Annotated in this window: 14 protein-coding genes; 11 read left to right on the forward strand and 3 right to left on the reverse strand. The window is 43.1% G+C overall.

Features of this window, described 5'->3' with window-relative positions:
- Together BLQ81_RS23025 and BLQ81_RS14615 are read left to right on the forward strand one after the other, a co-directional pair.
- A partial coding sequence (locus tag BLQ81_RS23025; protein WP_317042032.1) for a transposase occupies positions 1-320 on the forward strand: 320 nt, incomplete at its 5' end.
- A 76-nt stretch (positions 321-396) separates the two neighbouring features.
- Positions 397-846, forward strand: a complete 450-nt coding sequence (locus tag BLQ81_RS14615; RefSeq protein WP_092731285.1) for a hypothetical protein — start codon at positions 397-399, stop codon at positions 844-846.
- A 70-nt stretch (positions 847-916) separates the two neighbouring features.
- Here BLQ81_RS14615 and BLQ81_RS14620 read toward each other — a convergent pair whose 3' ends face one another.
- Entirely contained in the window at positions 917-1213 is a 297-nt protein-coding gene (locus tag BLQ81_RS14620) for a hypothetical protein (RefSeq protein WP_092731286.1), read from the reverse strand.
- A 162-nt stretch (positions 1214-1375) separates the two neighbouring features.
- Here BLQ81_RS14620 and polA point away from each other — a divergent pair, with 162 nt between their 5' ends.
- From polA to BLQ81_RS14660, 9 genes are all read left to right on the forward strand, one after another.
- Positions 1376-4210 (forward strand): DNA polymerase I, encoded by a 2835-nt coding sequence (gene polA, locus BLQ81_RS14625; RefSeq protein WP_092731288.1) that lies wholly within the window; start codon positions 1376-1378, stop codon positions 4208-4210.
- Positions 4211-4333: 123 nt separating this feature from the next.
- Positions 4334-5707, forward strand: a complete 1374-nt coding sequence (gene radA / locus BLQ81_RS14630; RefSeq protein ID WP_092731290.1) for a DNA repair protein RadA — start codon at positions 4334-4336, stop codon at positions 5705-5707.
- A 233-nt stretch (positions 5708-5940) separates the two neighbouring features.
- Positions 5941-7014 carry a HindVP family restriction endonuclease gene (locus BLQ81_RS14635; RefSeq protein ID WP_092731292.1) on the forward strand — a complete coding sequence of 358 codons (1074 nt, stop codon included), beginning with the start codon at positions 5941-5943 and terminating at the stop codon, positions 7012-7014.
- Between the two features lie 6 nt (positions 7015-7020).
- Positions 7021-7944, forward strand: coding sequence for a DNA cytosine methyltransferase (locus BLQ81_RS14640; protein WP_092731294.1), 924 nt, complete (start codon positions 7021-7023; stop codon positions 7942-7944).
- A 63-nt stretch (positions 7945-8007) separates the two neighbouring features.
- On the forward strand, positions 8008-8175 hold the full coding sequence (locus BLQ81_RS22040) for a hypothetical protein (RefSeq protein ID WP_407640250.1): 168 nt from the start codon (positions 8008-8010) through the stop codon (positions 8173-8175).
- A 51-nt stretch (positions 8176-8226) separates the two neighbouring features.
- Positions 8227-8595 carry a DMT family protein gene (locus BLQ81_RS14645; RefSeq protein ID WP_092731296.1) on the forward strand — a complete coding sequence of 123 codons (369 nt, stop codon included), beginning with the start codon at positions 8227-8229 and terminating at the stop codon, positions 8593-8595.
- A gap of 61 nt (positions 8596-8656) precedes the next feature.
- Positions 8657-10117, forward strand: a complete 1461-nt coding sequence (locus BLQ81_RS14650) for a pyridoxal phosphate-dependent decarboxylase family protein (RefSeq protein ID WP_217636673.1) — start codon at positions 8657-8659, stop codon at positions 10115-10117.
- A 76-nt stretch (positions 10118-10193) separates the two neighbouring features.
- Complete coding sequence (locus tag BLQ81_RS14655; RefSeq protein WP_092731300.1) at positions 10194-10637, forward strand: outer membrane insertion C- signal; 444 nt, start codon at positions 10194-10196, stop codon at positions 10635-10637.
- 47 nt (positions 10638-10684) lie between these two features.
- Positions 10685-11146, forward strand: coding sequence for a DUF1905 domain-containing protein (locus tag BLQ81_RS14660; protein WP_092731302.1), 462 nt, complete (start codon positions 10685-10687; stop codon positions 11144-11146).
- Here the strand turns inward: BLQ81_RS14660 and BLQ81_RS14665 are convergent.
- Together BLQ81_RS14665 and BLQ81_RS14670 are read right to left on the reverse strand one after the other, a co-directional pair.
- Entirely contained in the window at positions 11143-13545 is a 2403-nt protein-coding gene (locus BLQ81_RS14665) for a TonB-dependent receptor (RefSeq protein ID WP_092731304.1), read from the reverse strand. The genes BLQ81_RS14660 and BLQ81_RS14665 overlap by 4 nt on opposite strands.
- Before the next feature lie 81 nt (positions 13546-13626).
- Positions 13627-14331 (reverse strand): fatty acid desaturase, encoded by a 705-nt coding sequence (locus BLQ81_RS14670; RefSeq protein WP_092731306.1) that lies wholly within the window; start codon positions 14329-14331, stop codon positions 13627-13629.
- Between the last annotated feature and the right edge of the window lie 3 nt (positions 14332-14334).

Below are 14334 nucleotides of genomic sequence, written 5' to 3' on the forward strand. Positions count from 1 at the left end.
CCAAGGCAGTGGAAAACCACGTAAGACCCGGAGAGAGGAACCCGATCGAAGGGAAGTTTGGACAAGCTAAAAATGCATACGGGATGAACCGGATCAGAGCCAGACTTAAACACACCAGCCAATCGTGGATCGCCTCCATCATCCTAGTGCTGAACCTGGTCAAACTGGCCGGGATGGCACTGGCATGCCTAGGTTTTTCAGCACAGGAGAAGTTAAATCCTGCATTTCATAACACGTTGAACGTAATCCTAACCGTCTTTAAGATAAAAAACCAGTCCAAGAGGGAATCTGGACTGGCTTTATTAACTTATGCAGCCTGAGTTTTTCAGCAGGCCCTAAATACCAAACTTAAAGCGGCTGAAGGTGTTTAATTCGGCTGAAATAATCAAATCATCCATGGATCAAACTACCGTAAATCCCAGCTTTCCGATGCATTTCCGAGGATTACTGCTTTTGGCAGGGATTTACACCATCGCTTGGTCTGCTTTTTACAAGTGGTTTGGGCCTCAATTGTTCCTTTGGTTGGCGATGGGAAATACCGACTTGCAAGCGCTTCCTGCGACTTATTTTGGCACCTTCGGAATTGCAGTGGGCTTGATAATTTTTGTTTCGGCTTTCTACCCTGTGAGCTGGGTATGGCTAATTTTAGCCGGCATTACCGGAAAAATCATCACTGCAATCTGGTTTACCTTGGGTTTCGCTCCTGAGCTGAGTTGGAACAAGCGAAGTATTTTTCACCTGTTTTTCAATGAGGTGGTATGGCTGATTCCCCTAATTCTGATTTTTCTCAGAAGTCTTCAGGTTAAAAATTACCTCAATGAGACCGAACAAAAAGACGGAAAATGAAAAGGTACTGAGCGATTGAAAAAATTTAGATAAAACAGGCTGCCTTGAAATTAAAGACAGCCTGCTTTTATTAGATAAGAAGTAAGATAAGCAAAATGATAATGATAGCACCTACAGAGATGTAGATACCATTTCCTGCTCTTTTCGCCTCAGCCTTCATTTCCTTCATTTCGGTTCTGATAGACTTAATTTCATCCTTGCTCATTGATTTAAAATCCAAGGCTTTGATTTCTTCAAGTCTTTCTTCCATTTCTGCCAATCGAACTTTTTGAGCTGCTGTAGGCTCAATTTTTGGATTTTTCTCAGGTGTTGCGTTTGCAAATTGAACACTGACAAATATTGCCAAAACAGCTAGTAACTTTTTCATAATAGTATTTGATTTGAGGTATGACATTTTGAAATGTACAAATTGAATTCCAAGGATGACAGTTTCAAGAGATAATACAATTCCCTAAAAGCCCCTACCGGAAAAATTGTAACTTAGGACCCTCAACTTGGCCCTTCCGATTATTAAAATATCTTACAAAAAATGTCCCAAAAACAAGCACACAAGCTATTTTTATTAGATGCGATGGCCCTGATCTACAGAGCGCATTTTGCCTTCAGCAAGAACCCAAGAATCAGTTCAAAAGGATTGAATACAGGAGTCATGCTGGGCTTTACCAATACCTTGGTGGAGGTGCTGGACAAGGAAAAACCTACCCACATTGGGGTGGCATTTGACACAAAAGCCCCAACTTTTAGACATTTACAGTACGAACCCTACAAAGCAAACCGCCAAGATCAGCCGGAGGATATTACAGCTTCCATTCCCTGGGTAAAGGAAATTGTCAGAGCTTTTCGTATTCCAATCTTGGAAATGGATGGCTTCGAAGCGGACGATATTATTGGGACTTTGGCAAAAAAAGCCGAAAAAGAACAGTTCACAGTCTATATGATGACTCCTGACAAAGATTTTGGTCAGATCGTAGACGATCATATTTTTTTATACAAACCTGCCTTCATGGGAAATGGCGTCGATGTAATGGGCCCCAAGCAAGTATGTGAAAAATGGGATATTGATCATGTCGACAGAGTTCGGGACATTCTGGGTTTGATGGGAGATGCTGTGGATAATATCCCCGGTATCCCCGGTATCGGCGAAAAGACGGCCGTAAAGCTTCTGAAAGAATATGGTACGGTCGAAGGACTGATCGCCAATGTGGATAGGCTTAAAGGGAAACAACGGGAAAACGTAGAGAACTTTGCCCAGCAGGGTTTACTATCCAAAGAATTGGCGACGATTAAAATCGACGTACCGGTAGATTTCCATGAAGAGGACTTGAGATATGATGGAATAGACGAGGATAAACTACGTGCGATTTTCACTGAACTTGAATTCAGAACACTCGCTGCACGGATTTTTAAAGAGCCAAGTGCAAAAAAAGCCACCCTCAACGCTCCTGCACAGATGGATTTGTTTGGGTCCCCTGCAGCAGGATCCCCGGTAGGTTCAATTTCTGAAGAAGATGAAGAATCGGAACCGCTGGAACTTGGTTCTCCTCCGGTCGTGGACACGATCTGGTCCAACGTCCACAATTACCATAAAGTCAAGGGCAAAGCAGAAGTCAAAGACCTGGTGGAATACTTGCTTTTGCAAAAGGAGATTTGTTTTGACACCGAGACTACGGCTTTGGATGCGATGCAGGCTGAATTGGTAGGCTTGTCATTTTCTTACATCCCCGGTGAAGCCTATTACATTCCTGTTTCTGAGAATCAGACAGAAACTCAGGAAATCTTGGAGCTTCTTCGCCCAGTTTTCGAAAATGAGTCGATTACTAAGATCGGCCAAAATGTAAAATACGACATGCTTGTGCTGAAAAATTATGGGATTGATGTCAAAGGAACGCTCTACGATACCATGTTGGCTCACTACCTCATCGAACCTGAAGGAAAGCACAGCATGGATTGGTTAGCTCAGCAATACTTAAATTACATGCCGGTTTCCATCACCGAACTGATAGGGAAGAAGGGCAAAAACCAAGGCAATATGCGGGACGTGGACGAGGATGAGGTGACAGCCTACGCCGCAGAGGATGCCGATATCACAATCAAGCTGAAAGAAAAATTTGATCCGATCCTCAAAGCAAATGGTTTGGAAAGTTTGTTTGATGACGTGGAAAATCCGCTGATTCGGGTTTTGACAGAAATGGAATTTGAAGGTGTCCGAATCGATACGGAGAGTCTCGCGGAGCTTTCTGTTTTGCTGGAAAAAGAAAGTCAGGAGATCGAAAAGAAAGTCTATGAATTGGCCGGAGTTCGGTTTAATCTGGCTTCTCCAAAGCAACTGGGGGATGTGCTTTTTGAAAAACTCAAGCTGGATCCCAAAGCCAAAAAAACAAAAACGGGTCAGTATGCCACCGGAGAGGAGATTCTCAGCAAAATGGCCAATGAACATCCTATTTGCGAAGCGATCTTGGATTACCGACAGATGGTCAAATTGAAATCTACCTACGTGGATGCCCTGCCGACCATGATCAACCCAAAGACCGGAAGGATTCACACGACCTACAATCAGTTCGTCGCAGCTACAGGAAGACTTTCCTCCATTAATCCAAATCTCCAAAATATTCCCATCCGGACAGCCCGTGGACGTGAGATCCGAAAGGCATTTGTTCCAAGAGATAAAAATCATGTATTGCTTTCTGCTGATTACTCCCAGATTGAACTTCGGCTGATGGCAGCCTTTTCGCAGGATGAATCCATGTTGGAAGCCTTCCGCAACGGGCGTGACATTCATGCCACCACAGCCGCTAAAATCTTCAAAGTCCCCTTGGAAGAGGTGACATCTGATATGCGGAGAAAAGCCAAAACGGCGAATTTTGGTATTATCTACGGCATTTCTCCTTTTGGATTGGCTCAGCGATTGTCAATTCCAAGAGGTGAGGCCAAGGAAATCATCGACTCCTATTTCATTGAATTCCCGGCAGTGAAGGAATACATGGATGGAGCTATCGAGAAAGCACGAACCAATGAATATGTCGAGACCATCCTTGGACGCCGTCGCTACTTGCGCGACATCAACAGCCGCAATATGACCATGCGTGGCTTTGCCGAGCGAAATGCAATCAATGCTCCGCTGCAGGGTTCTGCTGCCGACCTGATCAAGGTCGCCATGATCCATGTGTATGAATGGATGAAAAAGGAAAAGCTGAAATCAAAAATGATACTTCAAGTACATGATGAATTGGTTTTTGATGCGCACAAGGACGAGGTTGAGTTATTGAAAAAACACATTCCCGGTCTGATGTCCAACGCAATAAAACTTGCCGTACCTGTGGAAGTAGAAGTCGGAGTGGGACCGGATTGGTTGCAGGCTCACTAGGAATTGGAAGATTGAAAAATTGGAAGATTTCAAAATTGTAACGGGCCTCAACACTTTTGATAAAGGAAGCCCACAAATACCCAATTCCACCGTATTTCGTATTTCGTCCCTCGTATTTAACTCATGTCTAAAGTAAAAACCACCTTTTTCTGTCAAAACTGCGGAGCGCAGAGCCCTAAATGGATCGGCCGTTGTCCTGCATGTGGAGAATGGAATACTTACGTAGAAGAAATTGTCCAAAAGGAGGAAACAGGAAAAGGAAGTTGGAAACCTCAAGGCGCCGGGACAAAAAAGGCAAATGCGCCTAAGAAAATCCACGAAGTAAATTACGAGGCCCAAGCCCGCTGGATCACCGGAGACCCCGAGCTCGATCGGGTGTTGGGTGGAGGAATTGTGCCGGGATCATTGGTCCTGATCGGGGGCGAACCCGGTATCGGAAAGTCTACACTGATGCTTCAGATCGCTTTGATACTGAAGGGAAGGACAATTCTGTACGTGTCCGGTGAAGAAAGTGAAGCCCAAATCAAGATGCGGGCAGATCGGATGGAGGCAAAAAATCCGGATTGCTATGTGCTATCGGAAACAAATACACAGCAGATTTTTCAGCAGATCGAGGTGCTCAAGCCTGATTTGTTAGTCATTGATTCCATTCAGACTTTAAACAGCCAATATGTTGAATCTGCTGCCGGGTCGGTTTCTCAGGTTCGTGAATGTACTGCAGAGCTGATGAAATTTGCCAAAGAGACAGGTACTCCGGTTTTTTTGATTGGCCATATCACCAAAGACGGTTCGATTGCGGGGCCAAAAGTCCTGGAACACATGGTGGACACGGTGTTGCAGTTTGAGGGAGATCGGCATTTGACCTATCGTATTTTGCGGACATCCAAAAACCGATTTGGCTCGACTCACGAACTCGGAATCTACGAGATGCGGGCGGAAGGCCTCCGGTCAGTGGCCAATCCCTCCGAAATTCTCCTGACCCAGCGCGAAGAAGTGCTCAACGGGGTAGCCATCGGTGCGATGATGGAAGGCAATCGACCGCTGCTGATTGAGATCCAGTCTTTGGTCAGTCCTGCTACTTATGGTACACCACAGCGAAGCAGTACAGGTCACGATGCCAAGCGACTGAATATGCTGCTGGCGGTATTGGAAAAACGGGGAGGGATGAAACTAGGGCAGCAGGACGTGTTCCTGAATGTAGCAGGAGGACTGCGTGTGGATGATCCGGGTTTGGATTTGGCAGTCTGTGCTTCGTTGATTTCCAGCTATGAGGACACCCCGGTTTCCGAGCATATTTCTTTTGCCGGGGAAGTTGGATTGGGAGGAGAGATTCGGGCAGTTTCCCGGATCGAAAATCGCATCGCTGAAGCGGAGAAACTGGGCTTCAAGAAAATCATGGTGTCCAAGTATGCAGTGAAAGGTTTGGACCTGAAGAAATTTAAGATACAAATCCTCCAAGTGAGTAAGTTGGAGGAGATGTATCAGTTGATATTTTGAGAGACAATTTTCTTTTTTCAAAATCCTATATTCACGAAATATGTATGTCCGCTTTCTTGCCAGTAGCAAAATAAAATAAGGTTTGAAGTTCCAAAAAACGAGCTGTGGACTGTTGACAGTCGTCTGTGGACGATTATCCGCAACTTTATATAGCCTAATCTTTCTTACTGGCAGGATTGCGGATAATCAAATCACGAAATAATAAAAAAACCGCCCACAACTAGCCGATCTTTATGAATCAAAAACCAGCATTATTCGGAATAAATCATTCAAATAGAGATATTTCTAAGCCAGATAGTTGGGGAAAAAACAAATTTAATTCCACATTCCCAGCTGCACTTATCGCTTACATGGGAAGTATTGGAGTTAAACCCGTCTATTTAAAAATGGGGATTGACAATACAATTGTCAATGAGTATATTTCTGCTAAAGAGCTCTTTGTGCTAGACCCATTGGATGACTATTTATACTACTCTTTTGAGTCATCCTTCACACCATTTCAGACACTATCACTAAATAATCCTCCTAGTGTCGATTTAATGCTCATGAATCATAAAACGTCTGATATATTAGCGGGATATGAAGTGAAGTTGACTACGCTCCCTGACGAAAGTACTCATAGCCTACCAGAGGAAAAATATGGAAGCGAAATTGTAATCCGAATGCCTTCAATTCATTTTCTGGCTTGTAGTTTGGCTTCTATCTACAAAAACAACAGGGAAGATTTGAAGAAATATTTTGGGAAAAATGGATTCGGAAACATTTCAAGCTATACTGAAGCTGCTCAAGTCAATCCCAAAATTGGAGAGATTTGGGAGATAATGAATTGGTTGATTAAAGACAATCTTGACAACCAAAAGCCCGCGATTATTCAACCTATCTGGAAAACTCTGGGAAAGAAACCACTTTTGGCAGACAATTGCTTAGACGTGTTTGTTTGGTCCGATTTAGCATTCACAAAGTTATTTATGACCGAAGCTGCACAAGTTCCATTAGATATAACTGTACCCGTAAATCGCCCAACTAGAGCACTAATCCAATTGTTTTTTATGCTTAACGAATTCTACATTCGAGGGAATTTTGATTCTCAAGATATTTTTCAAAAATTAACCTATACAGTAAAAAATGACAAAGCTTTTTCGGTTTCAGGCCGAAAAACAAATTTGTTGATGAAATCTGATGAACTTCTAAAACCTCGGATAACAAAACAAGAAATAAAAAAAATAATATTAGGAGGCGGACATACACTGCTTTCGCCAGAAAGGCGGTTTGATGCAGTATTGGCCAATTCGCCAGATTTATTCTAGAAAAAAATGAGAGCTGTAGATTTATTTTCGGGTTGTGGTGGATTGTCTTTGGGCTTGCAAAACGCAGGTTTGGAAGTAGTGGCTGCATACGAATACTGGAGTGCTGCAGTCAAACTCTACCAACAAAACTTTGATCATCCTGTATTTGAGTTTGATCTTACAGATGTTGAGAATGCTGTTGATCACATTAAGCAATTTAGTCCTGATATCATCGTAGGAGGGCCTCCATGTCAAGATTTCTCTAGCGCAGGAAAGCGAAATGAAAATGGAACCCGTGGTGATTTAACTATTTCTTTTGCAAAAATTGTAATTGGCGTTCTACCCAATTGGTTTTTAATGGAAAATGTAGAAAGAATTAAAAAAACTGGAGTTTTTGCCGAAGCCAAGAATTTGTTAAAAGAAGCCGGGTATAGCTTTACAGAAATGGTGCTAGATGCAAGCAAATGTGGAGTGCCTCAAAAAAGAAAGCGAATGATTTTAATCGGTCGTCTAGATTCATATGCTGATTTTTTGAAGTATGGACTTCTCAGTAGACTAGCGAATAAAAGCATGACTATAAGAGATTATTTGGGCGACCAACTAAACACGGAGCACTATTATAGACATGCCAGAAGCTACGCTAGACGAGGTATTTTTAGCATTGACGAGCCGAGTCCCACTATTAGAGGTGTAAATAGACCAATTCCTCCCGGTTATGTATTCCACGAGGGTGATTCTACAAAAGAATTAGAGCATGTGAGACCCTTAACTGCAATAGAAAGATCCTACATCCAAACCTTTCCAAGAACTTTTATTTGGAATGGACTAAACAAAACAACTTTAGAACAGATTATTGGAAATGCGGTTCCTGTAAATCTTGCAAAGTATGTGGGTGATTGCATTTTAGCCTACAAGGAAGAGGAATCTGGCATCTTACAATTTGCAAAATGACGGTTCAGGAAGTGACTGAATTTTAAGATTCTACTTTTCGAGTACCTAGGTTGCTACCAAAAATTGACTTGGAGAAATCTGCGCCGGAAACGGATCGCAGAAGCGGAAAAACTGGGCTTCAAGAAAATCATGGTGTCCAAGTATGCAGTGAAAGGTTTGGACCTGAAGAAATTTAAGATACAAATCCTCCAAGTGAGTAAGTTGGAGGCAATGTATCAGTTGATTTTTTGAAAACAGAACATTAAGACAGCGTATTTTTGAGCGGTTTTAGTCATTTATTTTATGAAAGCACTTCTTACCATTGGCCTTCTTGTCCTTTCCAACACCTTTATGACTTTGGCTTGGTACGGTCATTTGAAATTTGCCGAGTGGAAGTGGTTTAGCAAATTGGGACTGGTTTCAGTTATTCTGATTAGTTGGGGGATCGCGTTTTTTGAATACATTTTTCAGGTGCCGGCCAATAAAATTGGCTTTGCAGGAAATGGAGGTCCTTTTTCGCTTGTCCAGCTCAAAGTGCTGCAGGAAGTCATCACGCTGGTCATTTTTATGATTTTCACGCTGATTGCATTCAAAACAGAAACCGTCAAATGGAATCATGCCATCGGGGCTGTATTTCTGATATTGGCTGTCTATTTTATTTTCAAAAAGTAATCTTCTCATGCAAGCGAATCCATGATTTCCCATCTTTGGAATGCAAAGACCACAAATCTATATGCTTGAAAAACCTAAAAAAAAGGACCTTACACTCGACCCGGAGAACTGGGACGCCATGCGCCAACTTGGGCATCGGATGATCGATGATCTCTTTGACTACTGGGAAAATATTCGCAATGAAAAAATCTGGAAGCCAATTCCTCAGGAAGTGAAGGAGTTTTTGGATCAGCCGATTCCCGAGAAAGGCCAAAATCCCGAGGACGTCTATCGAGAGTTCAAACAAAATATTTTCCCCTATAACAAAGGCAATGTTCATCCGCGCTTTTTTGCATGGATTCAGGGAACGGGTACACCACTTGGTGTCTTGGCGGATTTGCTGGCTTCCGGTATGAATCCCAACGTGGCGATTGGCGAGCATTCGGCGATGTATGTGGATCGGCAGGTGGTCAATTGGTGCAAAGAGCTGATGAATTTTCCTTCAGAGGCCTCCGGGATTTTGGTCAGTGGTGGGTCGATGGCCAATATCACAGCATTGACCGTCGCCAGAAATTCTTTTCGGGATGAAAAAATCAGAACTCAAGGTTTAAAGGCTGCATCAGCGCAGTTGGTTTTATATTGCTCTACAGAGACACATTCCTGCATACAAAAGGCCGCTGAAATCATTGGATTGGGAACAGCTGCTGTTCGTAAAATCGGGGTGAATGATCACTTTGAAATGAAGGTGGAGGAGCTGGAATTTCAAATTCAGGGAGATATCGAAGCAGGGCTGCTGCCTTTCTGCATTGTCGGCACATCGGGCACGGTAAACACCGGAGCAATTGATCCGATGGATGAACTTTTGGCTGTTTCAAGAAAATATGGGCTTTGGTTTCATGTTGACGGAGCTTATGGTGCCCTGGCCAGGCTTGATCCAAAATATGCTGATCGACTCAAAGCTATCGAGGAGGCCGATAGTTTGGCGTTTGACCTCCACAAGTGGCTCTATGTGCCTTATGAAGTCGGGTGTACGCTGATCCGCGATGCCAAAAAACATCGGGACTCCTTTGCGCTCACGCCGAATTATTTGATTCAGGAAAGTAGGGGTCTTTCAGGGGGCTTGGATTCAATCAACAATCATGGATTTGAGCTTTCCCGAGGATTCAAAGCACTAAAAATCTGGATGTCGCTCAAAGAGCATGGAAGGGAGAAATATGCCCAAATGATTGCCCAAAACAATCGGCAGGCAGAATATCTGGCAGATTTAGTGAATATGAGTCCAGATTTGGAACTGATGGCACCCGTTTCAATGAGCATTACCTGTTTTCGGATGATCAAACCGGGTTATACTGAAAATCAGCTTGGGGAGCTAAATCGGGGGATTTTACTTCGGCTTCAGGAAGAGGGAATTGCCTCGCCGAGTTCTACCATTCTAAACGGGAAATACACTTTGCGGATCGCCAATGTAAATCAGCGGACGCAAATGGGCGACATGGATTTGCTGGTCAGGGAAGTGTTGAGAATAGGCTCTGAAATTCAATGAGCAAGCTTTTGATGTAGTTTTGTCTGAAAAGTTGGCTCAATTTTCGCTAATTTTACACCAAACTTTTAAAATCAACATGAAAAAAATCAAACTATTCGCCCTTGTTTTGGGCATTTCTCTTTTGGCTTCAGTGAAGTCTCATGCTCAGGAAATCGGTCTTCGATTTGGAGATTTTTATGGTAACAACGTCGCTATTGACGGGGTATTTGCTCTCGGTGAATTTAGCAGGATTCACGCTGACGTTAGTTTTGGAGGAAATGGTCTGGGAATTGACGCACTTTGGAACCCGATCTATGCTGATATTCCGGATACGGATTTCCAATGGTATGCCGGTTTTGGACCTTCCGTTTATCTCTCTGAGAATTTTAGACTCGGAGCAGCCGCAGAGGTTGGGGCCGAATATGCATTTTCTGAAGTTCCGATTACCATAGGATTGGATTTCAGGCCTTATCTGTTCTTAGTGGAGGTGACCGAGTTTAGAGCCGGTTTTGGGTTAAATGTCCGTTGGAGATTGAAGTAAAGTTTATAAATCTATAGCTCTCGCCGTCTGACACAGACGGCTTTTTTATGGAACAAATCATCGAAGGAGAGTTTTTTCTGGAAAGATTTCCCGGTAAGGGAGGCTGGACTTTTATTCGAATTCCGATTTCAATTTTGCCCTCGGGAAAGGCTTTTGGAATGTTGAAAGTCTGTGGGACGATCGAGGGATTTGAATTTGAAGGAAAGCACCTCATGCCGATGGGCGATGGATTTCTATTTATGCCGATTGCCAAGCCAATCCGACAAACCATAGGAAAAAAAGCAGGAGATAAAGTCCTATTCAAACTCTTTCGGGATGAAATACCCACCACCATTCCAGACGAATTAATAGCCTGTCTCGAAGATGACCCCGGTAAACTCCCGATTTTCCGAAACCTCAGTGATGCAGCTCAAAAGCAATGGATCGAGCATATCTACACGGCAAATTCTGAGGAGGCGAAGGCTCACCGAATTGTCAAATTGCTAACCGAACTCGGAACTTTGACTTAGAATTCAATGATTATCCCAACAGTTGGTAAAATAGTACCTGCAGTGTTGGACAGTAATTTCAATTGATAGCGTGAAGGATCATTGGGATCTACCAAGATACTTCCATCACTGGCTCTGACAGGAATCAGGAGAGGTGCCTGCTCCGCTTGGAAATTATAGAGATTTTGGATGTCCAGGTACCAGTTGAGATTCCATCGCTTGAAAAAGTATTTTTTGTCGATCCGAAGATCTAACTGATGGAAAGGATCCAGTCGGATGGCATTGATTTGATTGAAATCCAAGATTCCCGAGTTTCTCAGTTCCCAATTGCTGATCAGGCTGGATTCCTCCAGGTTAAATGGGGTGTAGGGTGTTCCGCCAAGAAATCTCCATCTAGTACCAATTTCCCAATTTTTATCAAATCTTTTCCCCGCTGTCAAACTCACAATAAACTTATTGTCCCATGAGGATGGTATAAATCCAGTGGTATTTGAATTGGTAAATTCACTTCTGACCAAGGTCAAAGCTGCAATTCCGTAGAAGTCTTTGAAGAGACGCTGTTGCGCCAGAAACTCCAATCCATACGCCCTTCCTTCTGCATTGGAAATCACAGGCTCATTTCCAATTACCCCAAAATCGGCACCTAAATTGGCAAGAGCGATTCCATTTCGGATCGAAGTCGGATAATAACTATATTTTTTATAAAACGCTTCGGCAGTAAACCTTCGGTTTTTTTCGGGAACAAGAAATTCAATTCCGGCGATGAGTTGTGAATTTCGGATGAACCGAACATCATTTTCTCTATTTTCCAATTCTCCTTCATTGTTTCTAAATCCCAGCACGGTATAGGGTGGCTTTTGGTAATAAATGCCTGCGTTTGCTGTTGCAAATAAATTGGGTCTGAGTTGATAGGATGCTGAAATTCTTGGGCTGATTTGGTTGAAGGGATTAGCGGCCGTCTCCGAAAAGTCCGCTCCATCCATTCGAACCCCTCCAGTCAACAGAAGGCGATCCTGATAGAAGTTTTTACTTCCTGAAATAAAGATTCCGTATTGACTGAAAAAGGAGGTGGACTCTATATCAATCACTCCGCCCGAACTTGCAAGTGCAACCCTGTCGAAATTACGGATGAAATAGCGGGAATATTGATAATTCATCCCGTATTTGATCGTGTAGCCTTTTCCAAAGAGGCTGTTTTCAGCCCGGAATTTATTTTCGGACTCCTGAGAGCTGTAGTCAAAAAGAAGGTTTGCCACCGAGCTGTTGTCGTTTCCGGCAAATTTGATGGACTGATTGTTTAGCATGTTCCGGCTGAGTACAAAAGTCCAAAATCCATTTGCACGGAAACGTTTCAATTTAAGTCCGGTGACATAATTCCATTGAGTTTGGATAGGTAGCACATCCAGTAAGTAAAGCCGATTTTCGCGGTCCTCCTCCGTTTCTTTGTCAGGAATATCCTGGTTCAATTCAAAATTGTCAATCGCGCCCAATCCGATGAAAGTCAATTCGGTTTTGTCGTTCAGTTTTGTTGTGGTCTTGAGCTGAAAGTCATTGAATGTCGGGAGAAAAGGTAAGCCCAAAAGCCTGAATAATCCCTGCAGGTAGGATCTTCTAGCTGAAAGGAAGTAGGTGGTTTTTTCAGAAATAGGGCCTTCATTGGAAAGAGTCAACTCCGAAGCTCCCACGGTTACTTGGGTAGCCATTTTATCCCGGCGACCGTCTTTGAGTTGGATTTCGAAAAATGAACTCAGTGCGTCCATCCGGTTTGCAGGGAATCCTCCTGCGATGAGATCCAGATTTTTGATCAGGTTCACGTTTAAAATACCAACAGGACCGCCTGAAGAGCCTTGCGTCGAGAAGTGATTGATGACCGGTACTTCGATTTCATCTACATAGAATTTATTCTCGTTTGGTGCTCCACCTCGGATCAGGATATCATTTCGGAAACTTGGAGTACTCGCGACTCCAGGCAAAGCTTGGATTACTCGTGAGATATCCCGATTACCTCCCGGATAGCGCTCGATTTCATTGGTGTTGAGTCTTCTTACCGAAAGTGGAGTTTCCTCTGATCGGGTAAAATCACTGTTGATGACTACCTCGCTGAGATCAGATGCCGACTCGGCCAGTTCAAAATCCAACTGAACCGCTCTAGCCAGGGTAATTTGGACTTCGAAAGCTGTGGAGGTTTTGTATCCCACGAAACTTGCACGCACATTGTAAAGTCCAGGAGGCACTGCTTTGATTTCATAAAGTCCATTTTCATCGGTGATTGCACCTAAGTCAGTATTTAAAATCAATACATTGGCAAAAGCAACGGGTTGATTATTGGCGGGATTGAATACTTTACCTTTGATGGTTCCCTGTGAAAAAACCTGAAATGGGATAATAAAAAGAACTAGTAAAATCAGTCTGAAAGTCATTTGAAAGCTGGCTTAGAAGTACAATTAAAAATCACTCAGATAGTTTGTTTCTCCTTGAAAATTTTACAAAAATCAACGGAATTACGCCGTTTGTTGCTCTTTTACTCTCCATAGTCTCCACCAAGGGGTACAGGGGGAGTCATGGTGTTCGAAATGATATCCGAAAAAATAGCATGTAATAAACGCCCAAACATGATTTTTTGATTGGGAGTTTGAGTGGTGCCTGTTTGTACTTTCACCCGTGTGGGGCAGGTAGGTTCCAAAGTAGAATAACTGAAGTGTAGAAAGGATTGCGGGGATCATCCAGAACACGATTAGGTTTTCTGTGGGAAGAAAAAGCTTCAGTATGTTGAATGTAACTGCCATAAGGAGAAACTGCCAAATGGTGATGTATTGTCTGATAAAACTAAAATACCAAACCAAGAAATTGCCTGAAGCGTGATAGTCCGGATCTCTGTCGGTAGCGACAAACCGATGATGGTCGTGATGTTTTGGGAATAGTCTCCAATAGAAATTGTAAGAAAAGAGCATGGCCGCAATCCATCCTGTTAGGTTGTTCCAATTTTTATTGGAAGAAACTATCCCATGCATTGCATCATGTGCGGTAATAAAAAGCCCGGTGTAAAGGTGCATTTGAACCAATATCCCAAGGTATACCAGCGGATTTTTCCAGTTGATTTCATAAGAAAGCAGGAAAACCAGTGATATGGCCCATAAAACGATTATTCCCCAGCCGATCAAAAGACCTTTGGGATCCAAGCCTTTGGAAGTGATGGCCGTATTCATGGC

It is taken from the genome of Algoriphagus alkaliphilus, assembly GCF_900103735.1.
GTDB lineage: Bacteria > Bacteroidota > Bacteroidia > Cytophagales > Cyclobacteriaceae > Algoriphagus > Algoriphagus alkaliphilus.